We start from the raw sequence: 14,972 nt of genomic DNA, 5'->3' as shown, positions 1-14,972 counted from the left end.
ATCTAAATAGGCAGACTCTATGACAATATCGTTTGCAACCCAGAGGTTGAGAGTTGTTGAAGTCTCAGGTGAGCTTGCTTTAACTGAGCGGTCAGTTCTGATCCAACAGATACCTAATATTCTTACGCCATTAGTTGTTGAAAACTTACCTCCATATTTTCATGGTATTAATTCCTGCGAATTGGCGGGAGCTTGGTTCGATCGAATGTTGTTGGAGAGTCGGTTACTTCAAGTAAAATCCGAGACAGATGAGTTAATCGGTTTTCTATTCGCCTATGTAGAGAACGAAAGCGATGCACATATAGGCTACATACTCACTGAAGAATATTGGGGTAAAGGGCTGGCGAGTGAGTTATTGCAAAGCTTTATCGAAGAAGTCGCTAAAATTGAGTCGTGGTCAAAGCTTGTTGGTGGCGTTGAAACATCTAATGTTGCTTCAGTTAACTTGCTTAAAAAGTTAGGTTTTGTAGAGCAACCAGTAAATGAGAGTGGTGTGGCTTTTTACGAATATACGATTCCTCGGTCACAATGATAAGAAATGAGAAATGTGGGGCAGAGTAAACTTTATTTGAACACCATAAATTTACTCGTCCCATGACCTAGCTTTAGACCTTTAGCACTAAATGATTTATGTCCAAAAACAAGCTAGTTGCATCTTAGTGAGTTAACTCGTGAGATGCTTAGTCAGATGTCGCTGCGGCTATGGGCTTCGGTTTCAGGGTGAGGTATCTCATAGAGATACTCTTCGAACGAGAGGCATGGATGCCGAACTGGCTGTTTAACAGGGATGTTATTGGAAACCGCAGAGCGGCCAAGGATGGCTTTATAGCGTCCCACAGAAGTAGCGACATTTGAGCTTACTGCGAACTGTAGCCTTTCTTCGTGTCCTTCGTGTTCCAATAACATCCGTGTTTAAAGGCCAGTTTGCTATCCCTAGCTCTCGCTTATTAGCACATGGCTTCGCCATATTCGCCTTGGTGAATAGTTTTTATTTAGCAGTAACATCGTTATTTTTTATTCATTCAAATCATTTATTGGGTAGGGTAGGCGCGATAAATAGTGGTTTTATAACCTCTAACTTGTACGCCCTTACGTAGCGGGATGGCATATTGCGGCAGCGGTCGATTGCTGTAGTCAATATATTGCGGCGTAGCGTAATAGAACACGCCACGATATTGCGCCGGTAAATCCTTTTGCTGCAGCAGATCATATTTAAGGTTATAGCTGCTGATGGGTAATGGCTTACCGTTATTGTCAATCGACTCACCCAGTTTGTCGGCAAGGGCTTGAGTTGTTCTTTGTGCGCCAGCATCTTCCACCCAATTAGCGACTAACTGGCCAGCAGCATTATGCTTTAGCGGCATTAAAATCGTGTCTTTAATCACTGGAATGGTTTTGACTTGCGCTAATTTCATTTGATAAAGCTCAAGCTGCAGTGTTGTGTTTTTTGACACTTTATCTATGTGCGGTGCATTGATGCCATAAACCATATGGTCACAGGTTGTTTCGTCATAGCCTTGGTTGCTGCACACAGCGCTCCAGTCAGGCATAGTGATTTCAATCAGTGCAGCACCGTAACCTGTGTGACTGGCACTCGATTTTGTGTCTGTAGCCTCAAAATAACTGCCAAGGACCTTGTAATCAACTGCTCGGCGGCTTTGTAACCAGCGCTGATTGTAGGAGTCACTGCGTTTGCCTTCGCAGATAAGCAGGGGAAAGGGAATACGGTTACCAGCACCTGCCGCTTGATACATGATTTTGCGTTCACGATCATCGAACTGACAACTGCCTAAATCCAGCATCAAGGCTTGAATTTTTAGTTCGTTTTCTCTGTCTACACTGCTTGGTAATAGGCTACAACCGCTGAGTATGCTGATGCTTGCAACACAAGTTGCAGCTAAGGATTTAGAGCCGACTTTAGTTAATAAGGACATGATTATTGGGGTAACCTTTCTGGGTCTGAACTTGAGTCTGGAGTAGGGGTTGAATCTGCAATAAATTTGCGCGGTTGTTCAAGGCTCATACCTTTATTACCCGTTATGGTTTGTGCTCTTAAGGCGGCTGATTGTGCGATGATCTGTTGTAGTAATTCATCGGTGAGCAGGGTGTATTTTTGGTAGGTAAAACCGATTCGTGACTTATTACCATATAGCGCAAGTTTGTCGCCGGCTTGATAACTATCCCAATCTTGTTTGCTAATGCCGCAAATATAATCGTTGCCCCAAAAACGATAGCCTTCAAGGTATAAACCACCATCACAGGTGCGGCTGTAATAGCCAAAGCGTTTATCATCAATAGTGGCAATGACGACGGCTTTATCGGCCGTAAAAGTATGTAGAACCACGGGCAAACCTTTGGCGAGGGAGAAGTGCAATATAATCGGCAAGCCGATAGTGACAGAAAAGATCACTTTTAAAGGACTGCGTGCTTGATTATCAAGGTTCACTCTTATCCATGAGTTTTTCTGCTTTAATCCCCAAAACAGGGCTATTAGCAAAAGCAGCGATAGCGCTGCTGCCAATAAGCTGAGTCGCTCGTAAATAACATCATTGACTAAGGTGTTGCTAAATACAGCAACCATCATCAAGGCTAATAACAGCATAAAAAAATACCCCAGCACTTTTTGTGTTCTGGTGGTTTTTGGCGCGAAGATATTACCCATGCATTTCCTTAGCTTGTGGTGTTTTGAGGTTGAAGACCTAAGGTTTTACGATAATAGGTAGGGCAGGTTTTGGCTTAACTGGTAAAGCACAAGGATAGCTAAAGGGCTGTTTGCCCATAAACCGTAACGGATGCTTTTATAGTAAATTTTAGAAAATACTAAGCTGCCAATCACCAGTGTGCTTACCCAAATTAAGCATTTAAAGATAAACAGTAGACCTGTGCCTACGCCTTCATGATCGACACGTACCACGCCTATTAGAAAGTTGGGGCCAATAAATTGCAGCAGTGGTATGGCAATAACAAACAGCGCCTTTGCGAGCGGAGTTTGCATCAATGTTGAGATAGCTTTTGGCATCGTGTTATTTGACCTAATCATCTTTTTTATAAACGGCTTTCCAATAAACATCTGGATCACGCAAGGGATAAATTGGTATTAAGCAATGAAAGCGGCACCTTATCGATAGAGGCTTTGTGATTACAAGTATATGAATTAGAAACTTTTATAATGCTTTTTGTTTTGTGATTGATGTCACGGGGGAGGCGTTGGCTTGAATATCATTGACTGTTATCTATTCACGATAGCGATTTGTATGTCATTAAGCTGTAAGCTAATCAAGGATACGATAAAAATTAAAGCGTTAACTAAAAGCTCGGCTTAACCCCGAGTTGTCTTAAATATGAGTAGTCTTGAATTGACTGTTTACTCAACGGACTGTTTGTTAGATGTATATTGGAGTTTTAATGCAAAGTTATTTACGAGCCGTAGGGCTTTTTTCAGTGCTTGTTGCAGTGTCTATTCCTGAAGATGCATTGGCCCTCGAAGGACTCAGTTTTGCGCACGGTGACTGGCAAGTGGTTTGTGATAATACCCATACTTGCCGCGCCGTAGGCTACCAAAATCAAGATTATCAGCAACAAGGTGAGGAACCCGCCCCTGTTTCAGTGATATTTGAGCGAGCTGCGGGCGCAAATGCCGAGATAAAAGCTAAAGTGAAATTTGGCGCAATTTCATATGGAGCAGGTAGTAGCCCAGTTCAAGATGACACTGTCACACTGAGCATTAATGACGACTACCAGAGCCAACTTGGCGCTGAACTGCCAGCTTATGAAGAGATGGGCGTGAGCTTTAGTGGTGAGCGTGAGCTAACTAAAGAGCAGGTAAGCCAATTGCTTAACGCGTTAACGATGAAAGGCCGCGTCTCTATTAAATTTAATAGTAGTGCAGGGGAAGAGTGGCGTTTGTCGACCACTGGCTCCACGGCCGTTTTATTGAAGATGGACGATTATCAAGGGCTGGTGGGCACACCTTTCGGTATTGTTAAAACAGGTCCGAGTACCGCCAATATTGTGCAGCCTAAACAAGCCCCGGTTATTTCTATACCAGTGCATGCTGTTGCTGGGCAGCAACTGCCAGTAACAACAGAGGCGGATCGCGCATTAGCAAACAATCCTGAGTTTGTAGTCAGGATGAAAAAAGCACTTAATCTGGCATGTGATATTGCGCCTGCTGAAAATGGTGAGTTAAACCTTGATGTGGCTAGGATTACCGAGAGTCAATTTGTGGTCTCGACGCTTTGTTGGTCTGCAGCATATAACTATGGTAATGCCGTGTGGTTGGTTGACGATAACCCGCAAATTGAACCTAAGTTAATTACCGAAAGTGCGACAAATTACGCAAACGGAACGATTTACGAGTTTATGTTGGGAAGAGGGGTTGGCGATTGTATTTCGGCTGCGCGCTATATTTGGAATGGCAGTGACTTTATTTTAGCTGATTCTTATTCAACAGGATCTTGTCGTCAAATTGCTCCTGGCGGTGCTTGGTATTTGCCCACCACAGTCAGTACTGTCATTGTCGGTGAGGATCCAGCGGCCGGAATTGATTGTCAGTCTGAGCAAGGGGACAGCACAGAGGGAATGGCGAAGTGCGCCCTAAGAGAGTTAGCGAGTGTCGAGCTTAAACTCACGGACGTTATTGAGTCCATTAACTCTCTTGAAAATGTCACAACCAATGATGAGTTAACGGCAGCATTGAGTCATTCGCAAGACTCTTGGTTAAGCTACCGTAATGATGTCTGTAAGGTGGTCAGGTTGACTTATGCCGAGGGAACAATGGGGTTACCAGTCATGATAGGCTGTCAGCTGGATTTGACTGAAAAGCGTTTAAGGCAGCTTCAATTAACGAAAGAGTCGCTTATTTCTCACGATTATTGAGCGTTAGTTTAGGCCACGAATATAAGCTAACTCATTTTGCTTTATATCACGGCTGCATTTTCAGGGGGAAGTGTTGCGATTTCGCAGTTGCTTCCCCTCTATAAATCGATTTTTAGCCGATGAACAGCCATGAGAGTCGTGCTGCTATCTAAGCTTATTCAAGCTTACTCAAGTTATAACCAAGGCCTGACACGCTTTTTATAGTCGATAAAGGCTTGACCAAATAATCGCTCTAAAGCTCTCTCTTCTGGACGTATTTGAAAACGGTACATATAAAGCAGAAAGCCAATAACCCCCACCAGACTCCAAATATTGCCTAAGTAACACGCCCATGCGCACAGGGTGAATGCCATGCCTAGATACATTGGATTGCGACTGAATCGATAAATGCCGGATGTTACCAGAGCAGACGCGGTTTCTGGCTTGAGTGGGTGAACCGTCGTTTTTGCTCGATTAAAGCTAATCACGCCTGCAAAGGCACACAATACACCTAAAGCTAAGAGTAGGAGAATAGCCATTAACTGAACCCAAGGCAGTGAGCTGTCGGTTGCTATGGTCGGTGCTGTACTAGATGTTATTCCAGTTGTATCGGTTATTTGTGCTATAGCCCCCATGAGCAGAGCGAAAAGTACCATGACGATTGGTGGCGGGATTTTGTTTTCTAGTTTGCTTTGTAACTTTCTCGCTAACTTAATCTTGAAATTCTGCAAGGCTCTTCCTTTGAGTCGCTTCAATATTGATAAAGTAATATGTTATCGGCCATTAATAAACAGCTTCTTGGTTTATAAGCATCATACGCTAAGCGGTAACTATTGATAGAGTTAGAAAGTCTTTCAGATGATCACTATGCAGGTGTTTATTCCGCTGTCTGTTATTTTTTGCTGCTCTGCTAGAGAAAAACCTTGCTGTACTCACTCGTTAATAATCGAAAGTTGTAGAGTTTTTGTTCGATTTGGGTACATCTTATGAGGTATTGGTGGCTAAAGCCTGAATCAGTTAAGAATTCTTAGTGATCTAGCTTCAAGAATTTAGACGCGTTAAAGCAAATCGTTTACATAATATTTCTATATTGGCAACTGCTAAAGATAATAATCATTCTCAAGCGTGCTGTATCCTTGTGATTTTTATGGTTAATTGGTTTTACCTTTACAGGAAGGTGTATCTATTTTGCGTGTTTATATTGTGAGGTGATAGACGGTTTTTAAGAAAATATGCAGCAAGCCTCAACTTATTGGCAGATATGCATAATCTTGAATTTAGATATCCTACTTCAATAAAATACCCCCTTCGATATACAACCGGTCTGTAGTTAATGTCCACAATAAAAACCATAAAGTCAGTGAATTTTATGGCCAAGTTAATGGCTAGCAGTTTACTCACTATGCTCATCAGTGTTTTGCCTGCGCAAGCAACTCCATGGGATAAGCTTGACTCAACGCAACTCGAGCAAAAATTAACAGAGAAATTCAGCGAAGGTAAGTACTCTCCAAAAGGAGCAGACTCTTGCCTGATGTGTCACAAGAAGAGCGCCAAGGTAATGGAGATCTTTGACGGCGTTCACGGTGACATGAGCAATAGCAAGTCACCTATGGCTGGCATCCAATGTGAAGCCTGTCATGGCCCACTAGGTAAGCATAATCGTGGCGGCAAAGAGCCGATGATTAGCTTCAGTCCTGACAGCAAGTTATCTGCTGCAAGCCAAAACAGTGTTTGTCTGGGATGTCATAACGATCCTAAGCAGATGGCGTGGCATAACAGCACCCACAACTTAGAAGAAGTGGCCTGTAGCGACTGTCATAACATTCACGCCGCGAAAGATCCCGCTCTTGACCGTCTTACTGTGAATGACACTTGTACTTCATGTCACACCCGCGCTAAAGCCGATATGAACAAGCGCTCATCTCACCCTATGAAGTGGGATCAGATGACCTGTATCGATTGCCATAATCCTCATGGTTCGATGACAGAAAGTGCACTGAACAAGCCAAGCCTAAATGAAACCTGTGCCGAGTGTCATGCCGACAAACGCGGCCCATTCCTGTGGGAACATGCACCCGTAATGGAAGACTGCTCTAGCTGTCATACGCCTCATGGCAGTGTGAATGACAACTTACTTAAGTCTCGCACTCCTCAGTTATGTCAGCAATGTCACGCCGATGATGGTCATGCTAGCCGTATGACGAGCCAAGCGGGTTTAGATGCATTCAGTGCAGGTAAGAGTTGCCTAAATTGCCACAGCAAGATCCATGGGTCTAACCATCCTGCTGGCAGCAACTTTGCCCGTTAAGTCTAGGAGTGACTATATATGCGTTTAATTAAACCTTTTTCATTAAATCTGATCACTCTGGCGTTGCTAGGCACGTGCAGTAGCGCTATGGCGGCCAACTTCGGCATCCAAAACGCAAACACGGCAAATATCAAAGCCGAGAGTTATCAGTGTAAGCGTTGTGTCGAGCCACAAGGTTACACTGGCAGCGTAGGCGTGAGTGTTGGCGCTATCGATGCCGATGACAATCACGCAATGAACCAGTTTGGTACTGGTGATGACGGTGCTATCGCTGGCGTTAATGCCGACCTTGCTTATCAGCAAAGTGGCTATAAAGCGAAAGTTCAAGCTCATCAGTTAGGTATGGAAAACGGCTTTGTGACCATGCAGGCAGGTAAGAGTGGTCATTATAAGCTAGATGTTGATTTCCAGACGATTACCACTAATCAAGCCAGCAATGCCGCCACTAACCTTTGGCAAAATGACGGCATGCTAACGCCAAGTGAGCAGACTCGCGTCTTGGATCTTGAGCTACAAAGACAGCGCAGCGGCATAGGTTTCGAATATGACTTTTCTGAAGTTCTAGGTCTAGGCCTTAGCAGCTATGCGCGCTATGACCGCGAAGATAAAACCGGTCACCGCAGTGCAAGTCTAACCAGCCCACGCCCAACTAACTTTGCTGAAGCGGTTGATGAAACCACAGATAAATTCAGTGCGGGCGTGGTACTTGATGGCGCTAATTGGTTGTCAGAGCTGAGCTATAACGGTTCGCGTTATGACAACCATATGGGCGATTTAAGCCTGCCATATGCCTATGACGTTTATAGCGCAGCGCCTGACAACCAAGCCCACCAAGTGTCGCTTTCTGGTCAGTATCGTTTAGCTTCTAGCGTATTGAGTGGTCGTGTGGTTACTGGTCGCATGATCCAAGATCAAGACCTCATTCAGATGAGCGGCAACCCCATTCAAAACTGGGACGGTCAGGTTGATACTTTAAGTTCAAATTTAGCTGCCAGCACACGAGTAAGCAGTCGCTTACGCTTAGGCGCAAGCTATGACTACAGCAAGCGTGATAACCGCTCATCGGTATTTGATTTTGCTCAATACGAGTTCAACTCAATGTCAGGTGCGTTTAAACAAAATGTACCAATGGATATTGAGCGTCAAACCTTTAAAACCAACGCTAGCTACCGTATTGCCAGTGGTTACCGCTTACAAGCGGGTTACGACTACAAGCAAGTTGAGCGTAGCTACGGTGAGCGTGAAGAAACTCGTGACAATGAGTTTTGGAGCAAGCTAAACATCCGTGCGATTGACAAGCTAACCCTAGATTTCGGTGTCAGCTATGGCGAGCGCGGCGGCAGTGACTATCAAGCGAACGAGCTAACGAGCGACGAAACCGAGTCGTTAATGCGCAAGTACAACCTTGCCGATCGCAAGCGCACAGAAGTTAACGCCAGAGCGAGCTACGCGCCACTTGAGTGGTTAACTTTGGATGTTAGCACTTACTACGCCAACGATGACTATGACGCCACGGTAATCGGCCTGACTCAGGCTAAAGATTACGGTTATGACATGAACGTTCATGCGCAAATCTCTGAGCCGTTATCTGTTTATGCATTCGCAGGTCAGCAGTGGATTGATTCAGACCAAAGTGGTGACCAAGCGTCAGTTTGGCACACAGAGATTAATGATGAATTCATTAACTTAGGCCTAGGTGCAACCTACAGCGGCTTAATGGATGGCAGATTAATTTTAGGTACTGATTACCTATTTGCTAACTCATCAAGCAATACAGGTGTGAATGGCTATAACACTGGCAGCTCGAATACCAATAGTTATGGCAGCTATTACTCATATAACCACAGCGTGAGTTTATACGGGCAATACCTGATCTCTGAGCAGATGGCAGTCAAGTTGGCTTACCAGTTTGAACGCTATTTTGATACCGACAGTGCTACGGTCAGCGCCGATAGCATTCCAGGTTTAATCACCTTGGGTGACCTGAACCACAATTACAACGCCCATCAACTGATGTTGACCTTCAGCTACAAGCTGAAATAAGTCGGCTCAGTCACTAATAAGTTTGAGGAAAACAAGATTATGGAACGCAGAAGTTTCTTAAAAATGAGTGCCGCGCTGGGCTGCGCCGCAACAGTTACTGGCTGTAATTCAAGCTCTGATGATGCCAATGTTATCCCGCCACAGCCGCCAGTTACTGACGAAGTGGTGAATTGGTCATCTTGCCTAGTTAACTGTGGTTCTAACTGTCCAATTAAGGTCTTTACTAAAGACGGTATCGTGACCCGTGTTGAAACTGACCACCAAGTAACCGATGAGTACGGATTGCATGAAGTACGCGCCTGTGCCCGTGGTCGTTCACTACGTCAAAGAAACTACGCCGTTGACCGTCTAAAAACACCAATGAAGCGTGTTGGCGAGCGCGGTAAAGCTGAATTCGTACCAATTAGCTGGGACGAAGCAACCAGCATTATTGCTGAAAAGCTATCAGCCGTTTACGCACAAGAAAATGGTGCTAAGTCAGTATTCCGCAGCTACGGCTCTGGTGCTTACTACGGTTTTGCATCAAATGCTTGTTTTAACCGTCTATTTAACCTAAATGGTGGTTGCCTAAATGCTTATGGTAACTACTCTTGGGCACAGCAGATGGAAGCGGCGAAGCACACCTTCGGTACCGGTAGTACTGCAGGTTCGTCAACCATCACTATCGAAGACAGTGACTTCTTCCTAGGCGTGGCATACAACCCAAGCGAAATTCGTCAATCGGGTTCAGGTGAAGGTTACGACTACCTGCAGGCGCTACAAAGAAACAATGGCCTAGAAGTGGTCATGATCGATCCGCGTTACACAGATTCTATGCTAGGTAAAGAGTCAAGCTGGTTACCAATTCGTCCAGGTACCGATGCGGCATTTGCTGAAGCGGTTGCTTATGAGATGATCAACCACGCAAACTTTGATAGCCAATCACTACCTTTCGTACTTGAGCACTCTGTTGGTTTCACTAAAGAATCAATTGAAGATCAAATTGCTATTTTTGCAGCGAGCGGCGATGCCACTAAGCAAGAATACGCTAAAGTGATGAAACCAGAGGAAAACTACCAAGACTACATTCTGGGTCAAGGTATCTACTCTGATGCTAAAACACCTGAATGGGCTGAAAAAATCTGTGGTATTTCTGCAGAGAAGATCCGCTACATCGCTGGCAAGCTAATGACAGCTAAAGCACCATACATAGTGATTGGTGCGGGTGTTAACCGCCAAGCTAACGGTGAGCAAAGCATGCGTGCGCTTTACATGCTTTCAGTGTTAACCGGTAAACTCGGTGTGCGTGGCGCATCAAACGGTGAACTACCATACATGAGCAGCATGTCTCGTGCTGGCATCCCAACAGGCAGCAACCCAGTTAAAGAAAGCATCTCTTTCTTTACTTGGTCTGAAGCGATTCTAAACGGCGAAACCATGACTGCACGTAGTCACGGCGTTCGTGGTACTGACGGTTTAGATACGCCGCTGGGGGCTAACATTAAGTTCATTCTGTCTGCATCAGATAGCTCGCTACTGAACCAGCACGCTGAAATCAACAACACCGCTGAAATCTTCCGCAATGCTGAAGACCTATTCATCGTATCTTGTGACTGCTGGATGACTCCGGGCGCTAAGTTTGCCGACATCATTCTTCCAGACACTAGTTGGTTGGAATCAAACGATTTAGTTAACGATTCATATGCTTCAGGCTCTCTAGGCTACCTAACGGCAATGTCTTCATCTGTTGAGACAATGTGGGATTGTAAGTCTATGTACGAAGCGGCTGCGATGATTGCAGACAAGATGGGCGTGGGCGCTGGCTTTAGAGACGGCAAAAACGAAGATGAGTGGTTAGAAGAGCTTTACCAAAGCACTAAAGCTAACAGTAACAACATCGGTGTTTCTCCTGCGTTCCCAGCGACTTACAAAGAAGCGCAAGAGATTGGCTTCTTCCGCAAGAACATGAACGACAATCACGTTTCACTGCAAAGCTTCGTTAAAGAAGGTAAACCGCTTTCTACACCAAGTGGCAAGATTGAGATCTACTCTGCTGAATTGGCATGGCGCGCAGCTAACTGGGATCAAGAGAACAGTGCTCAAAATCCAACTGGCGTTAAAGGCGACACCATCACGGCTATCCCACAGTACACAGTAACGTGGGACGGTTATGAAGATGAAGACGCTAAAGAAGATTACCCAATTCAATTAGCGGGTTACCACACTAAGGGTCGTACACACTCGAGCTACCACAACGTGCCATGGCTACGTGAAGCGGTAGAAGACGCAGTATGGGTTAACCCAATGGACGGTGCTAAGCACGGTTTAAGCTCTGGCGACAAGATTGAAATGTACAACGAACGCGGCTCAGTTGAGGTCACTGTACGTATCACACCACGTGTCGCGCCAGGTGTATTCGCGCTAGGGCAAGGTGCTTGGTACAACCCAGGTAACAAGCGAGGCAGCACTGGCCACATCGTTGATGAAGGCGGCGCAATCAACTCGCTAACACGCTACCAGCCTAGCCCTGTCGCTAAAGGTAACCCACAGCACACTATTCGTGTTGCCATTAAAAAGATTTAAGAGAGTAGTTAATTATGACTGAAGCAACTCAATACGGTTTTTACGTCGACAGCACTAAGTGTACTGGCTGTAAAGCATGTCATGTATCTTGTAAAGACCGTCAAGGTAACGAGATCCGTAACAACACCAACCCAGAGCAAAATGGTGTTCCTGCGCTAAATGGCGTGACTTGGCGTCGTGTATACGAATACGGTGGTGGGCAGTGGACTGAAGGCCAAAATGGCTGTTTCGAGCAAAGTGTATTTGCTTACTATATGTCAATTGGCTGTAACCATTGTTCAGAGCCTGTGTGTGTTAAAGCGTGTCCAACAGGTGCAATGCATAAACGCCGCGAAGATGGCCTAGTACATGTTGCACAAGACCTATGTATCGGCTGTGAGAGCTGTGCTCGTGCATGTCCATACGATGCGCCACAAATTGACCGTGAACGTAAAGTGATGACCAAGTGTGATGGTTGTTTCGAGCGTATCGCAGAAGGCCGTAAGCCTGTGTGTGTTGAGTCTTGCCCACTACGTGCACTAGACTTTGACACTATGGATAACCTACGCGCTAAGTACGGTAACGGCGATGGTCATATCGCACCATTACCACCTGAGTCTATTACTTCACCGAACCTTATCATTAAGGCTAACGTGAATGGTGGACAAGGCGGCGATATCCTAAACCCAACTGAAGTATAACTTCGGTTATAAGTTCAGGTATTAGTTAGCTATCAATGCATTAGTATTTAAGGATCACAAGCGCTGCGGGTTGTATGGCCCGCTTAACTTGTAAGGTAAATTATGTCTTCAAAATCTGAGTCGTTAAGTCATTCATCTATCGCAGCAGTGGACTTTGTCGAGTACCAAGGGGTAGCGCGAATATTGCATCATTGCCTTATTCGTTATCCTGAGGCCGACTTTATCAACGGCTTAAAAGAGTGTGATGTTGCTGGCAGCTGGCCTGAGTTTGGCGGCCGCGAGCAAAATAGCGCTGGTCGCCGAATGCTGGGAGATTTTTTACAGCAATGGTCGAGCGAGGCGGGTGCAGCGGATGCAGAGAAGGCATTAATTACCTTAAAGCTGGATTACGGCCAACTTTTCTTTGGACCTGGCGAACCGACAGCTGTGCCGCAAGGCTCAGTTTACCTGTGTGAAGAGCAGTTAATTAACGATAGAACCACGGTTGAACTGATGGATTTTTATCGGGCTCATGGCGTTGAGTTACAACTCGATTATAAGCAACCCATTGACCATATAGGTCTGTTTTTTGCTGTACTCGATCAAACATTTGGTCGCTTGCAGAGCGAAACAGACAACCAAGCTTTGATCCGCTTTACTCAAGTGCTGTTGCAGCAGCACCTGTTGCCTTGGGCAATGCGCTGCTGCCAATTAGCGAATGAGCATGCCAAGACGGATTTTTATCGCGGCTTTGCCTTGTTAACCACTGACTTCTTATTGCAACTGCAGCAAGATTTCCAAGTGTTACCAGTGGATAAACGTTTATTCCGCTAATACGTTAGTGCTGATGTGAAGTCTAAAATAATAAAAAGCCCGCTATTTGCGGGCTTTTTTTTTCAGTTCAACCTTGAGTCATATTTAAAAATGACTGCCCATATTGCGACTGGAGTGACGTTTTTCACTGCGAACCTTCTCTAGCTGAGTATTGATCGTCTGCAATAGTTGGCAGAGGCGCTGGGCATCGCTGCTGAGTGTCTGTTCGGAGGTGTGGGTTGGGGTATTAATGAGTGACTGACTCCATTGATAGGCAATGGTTAGCACTAAATGTTCTGCCTGTCCTAGCTCACCTTGCTCAATCTCTTTGACAAACAGCAGACGGCTAGCGGCGAACAAGCAGTGCAGGGCAAGCTCATGCTCGAGCGGCGTCTGCTCGCTACTCTCCATTGGCGGTAGCCAAACCGGTTCGCCCTCAGCAAATACCAGTGCAGCAATGGTATTGGTGACTGTCGCTAGTGAAGTGGCACCACCAAATAACTGCTGTACTTTGTCTGACTTTTTTAAAGTTAATGCTAAGCGGTTGGCTAGAATGGATTTGCTCCATTGTTGGCCTAAAGAGCGTCTAAGAGTCATGTCGGTAACTTAAAAATTAAAAGTAAAACACACAAGAATTGAATTTTAGCATCAAAGCATATTGGGCTATGTGCGCGGCATGGCAAATTGGCGTTCTCTTTGCGATATAGCTAGGTAAATAATCTATTTCTGCTAAAATCTGCCTCTTATTTCGATGAGTTTTTAAGGTTTAAAATGGATATTCAACGCGTTAACCCATGTGCAAATTGGTCCGATGCAACAGTGTTTAACAACATCGCGCATTTTGTTGAGATTGCTGCCGATGTAGAGGGTGATATGCAAAGCCAGACTGCACAAATTTTTGAGCAGGCAGAAGCGACCTTAGCCAGTGTGGGCAGCGATAAGTCACGCCTACTATCGGTGACTATTTATGTTACTGATTTCGCAAACGTGGCAGCCTTTAATCAGGCATGGCAGGTCTGGTTGCCAGAAGGTTGTGCTCCAAGCCGTGCTTGTTTGAAAGTAGAGCTTGCAGACCCTGCTTATTTGGTTGAAATTGCCTTTGTTGCGGCGGTTAACTAAGACCCGCTGACGGGACAGAGATTAAGCCCGCCTTAGGAAATAAAACCTAAGTTAGTCTAGGTTGAGCTAGCAAAAGCACTGGCTCAATCTAGTTGCTTAAGTAGCTGACGCACTTGGGCGCGAGTATCATCAATTTCAGTCACTACCGCTTGTGCGCTGGCCTCATCATGAGGGAGCAACTCCCAATTTGATTGCCAGCTTAGTTTCAGCTCCTCTGCTGCCACACTGAGTTCCGGTTCGGTTATCATGCTTAAGTCGGCAATTAAATTGACCTTCACCCAGCCTTTACGTGGGTTGCCTAGAATCACATCTTTATCATAGTGTGCGGCGTATACAATCGATTCGAGTTCAGATAGCTGCAAAAGCAGCTCAAAACTTGCCGAACGTACATTGCTGTTGTATTCGGTGATCTCCATGCGCCAGACGTTATAACTAAATCCCACCAAAGCAAACAACATACTAAACACCGCGGTTAACTGAAACACGGAAATGGTTTGTTTGCCAGAGATATCAATTTTCAACCTTGCCCCCTTTGCAGAGTTATTTGAATTCACTCCGCCCTTGCTAAACCGACGGTGACTTATCTCTACTACTAATACTAGTAGAGTTCG

15 protein-coding genes are annotated in these 14,972 nt (G+C 45.2%); 8 read left to right on the top strand and 7 right to left on the bottom strand.

Annotated features, from left to right (window positions below; all coding sequences use genetic code 11):
• Positions 1 to 19: 19 nt before the first annotated feature.
• Complete coding sequence (locus L1D44_RS13670) at positions 20 to 532, top strand: GNAT family N-acetyltransferase (RefSeq protein ID WP_239891453.1); 513 nt, start codon at positions 20 to 22, stop codon at positions 530 to 532.
• 152 nt (positions 533 to 684) lie between these two features.
• On the opposite strand, the gene L1D44_RS13665 is transcribed toward L1D44_RS13670, so the two are convergent.
• The 4 genes from L1D44_RS13665 to L1D44_RS13650 form a co-directional block, all read right to left on the bottom strand.
• Positions 685 to 900, bottom strand: coding sequence for a hypothetical protein (locus L1D44_RS13665; protein WP_239891451.1), 216 nt, complete (start codon positions 898 to 900; stop codon positions 685 to 687).
• Between the two features lie 131 nt (positions 901 to 1,031).
• Positions 1,032 to 1,934 carry a hypothetical protein gene (locus L1D44_RS13660; RefSeq protein ID WP_239891449.1) on the bottom strand — a complete coding sequence of 301 codons (903 nt, stop codon included), beginning with the start codon at positions 1,932 to 1,934 and terminating at the stop codon, positions 1,032 to 1,034.
• Positions 1,935 to 1,936: 2 nt separating this feature from the next.
• A complete protein-coding gene (locus L1D44_RS13655; protein WP_239891447.1) occupies positions 1,937 to 2,662 on the bottom strand; it encodes a hypothetical protein in 726 nt (241 codons plus the stop codon).
• Positions 2,663 to 2,707: 45 nt separating this feature from the next.
• Positions 2,708 to 3,019, bottom strand: a complete 312-nt coding sequence (locus L1D44_RS13650; RefSeq protein ID WP_239891445.1) for a hypothetical protein — start codon at positions 3,017 to 3,019, stop codon at positions 2,708 to 2,710.
• A 386-nt stretch (positions 3,020 to 3,405) separates the two neighbouring features.
• Between L1D44_RS13650 and L1D44_RS13645 the strand changes: the two genes are divergently transcribed.
• Positions 3,406 to 4,878, top strand: coding sequence for a DUF1176 domain-containing protein (locus tag L1D44_RS13645; RefSeq protein WP_239891443.1), 1,473 nt, complete (start codon positions 3,406 to 3,408; stop codon positions 4,876 to 4,878).
• Positions 4,879 to 5,051: 173 nt separating this feature from the next.
• Here L1D44_RS13645 and L1D44_RS13640 read toward each other — a convergent pair whose 3' ends face one another.
• The gene (locus tag L1D44_RS13640) at positions 5,052 to 5,513 is read right to left on the bottom strand and encodes an isoprenylcysteine carboxylmethyltransferase family protein (RefSeq protein ID WP_239891475.1); all 462 of its coding nucleotides are present in this window, start codon (positions 5,511 to 5,513) and stop codon (positions 5,052 to 5,054) included.
• A gap of 713 nt (positions 5,514 to 6,226) precedes the next feature.
• Between L1D44_RS13640 and L1D44_RS13635 the strand changes: the two genes are divergently transcribed.
• From L1D44_RS13635 to L1D44_RS13615, 5 genes are all read left to right on the top strand, one after another.
• A complete protein-coding gene (locus L1D44_RS13635; RefSeq protein ID WP_239891440.1) occupies positions 6,227 to 7,165 on the top strand; it encodes a DmsE family decaheme c-type cytochrome in 939 nt (312 codons plus the stop codon).
• An 18-nt stretch (positions 7,166 to 7,183) separates the two neighbouring features.
• Positions 7,184 to 9,208: an MtrB/PioB family decaheme-associated outer membrane protein gene (locus L1D44_RS13630; protein WP_239891437.1), complete on the top strand. Its 2,025-nt coding sequence runs from the start codon at positions 7,184 to 7,186 to the stop codon at positions 9,206 to 9,208.
• Positions 9,209 to 9,247: 39 nt separating this feature from the next.
• Positions 9,248 to 11,770, top strand: a complete 2,523-nt coding sequence (locus L1D44_RS13625) for a DMSO/selenate family reductase complex A subunit (protein WP_239891435.1) — start codon at positions 9,248 to 9,250, stop codon at positions 11,768 to 11,770.
• 14 nt (positions 11,771 to 11,784) lie between these two features.
• Positions 11,785 to 12,450 carry a DMSO/selenate family reductase complex B subunit gene (locus L1D44_RS13620; RefSeq protein ID WP_028768110.1) on the top strand — a complete coding sequence of 222 codons (666 nt, stop codon included), beginning with the start codon at positions 11,785 to 11,787 and terminating at the stop codon, positions 12,448 to 12,450.
• 102 nt (positions 12,451 to 12,552) lie between these two features.
• Entirely contained in the window at positions 12,553 to 13,263 is a 711-nt protein-coding gene (locus tag L1D44_RS13615) for a molecular chaperone TorD family protein (protein WP_239891433.1), read from the top strand.
• An 84-nt stretch (positions 13,264 to 13,347) separates the two neighbouring features.
• Here the strand turns inward: L1D44_RS13615 and L1D44_RS13610 are convergent, their stop codons facing one another.
• Entirely contained in the window at positions 13,348 to 13,839 is a 492-nt protein-coding gene (locus L1D44_RS13610; RefSeq protein WP_239891431.1) for a hypothetical protein, read from the bottom strand.
• 174 nt (positions 13,840 to 14,013) lie between these two features.
• Here L1D44_RS13610 and L1D44_RS13605 point away from each other — a divergent pair, with 174 nt between their 5' ends.
• Complete coding sequence (locus L1D44_RS13605) at positions 14,014 to 14,361, top strand: RidA family protein (RefSeq protein ID WP_239891429.1); 348 nt, start codon at positions 14,014 to 14,016, stop codon at positions 14,359 to 14,361.
• Between the two features lie 83 nt (positions 14,362 to 14,444).
• Here the strand turns inward: L1D44_RS13605 and L1D44_RS13600 are convergent, their stop codons facing one another.
• Positions 14,445 to 14,882 carry a hypothetical protein gene (locus L1D44_RS13600; protein WP_239891427.1) on the bottom strand — a complete coding sequence of 146 codons (438 nt, stop codon included), beginning with the start codon at positions 14,880 to 14,882 and terminating at the stop codon, positions 14,445 to 14,447.
• Between the last annotated feature and the right edge of the window lie 90 nt (positions 14,883 to 14,972).

Source organism: Shewanella sp. Isolate13, from assembly GCF_022398325.1.
Taxonomy (GTDB): domain Bacteria; phylum Pseudomonadota; class Gammaproteobacteria; order Enterobacterales; family Shewanellaceae; genus Shewanella.
The sequence above is the reverse complement of the archived record's forward strand: the minus strand, read 5'-3'. Positions and strand labels throughout refer to the sequence as shown.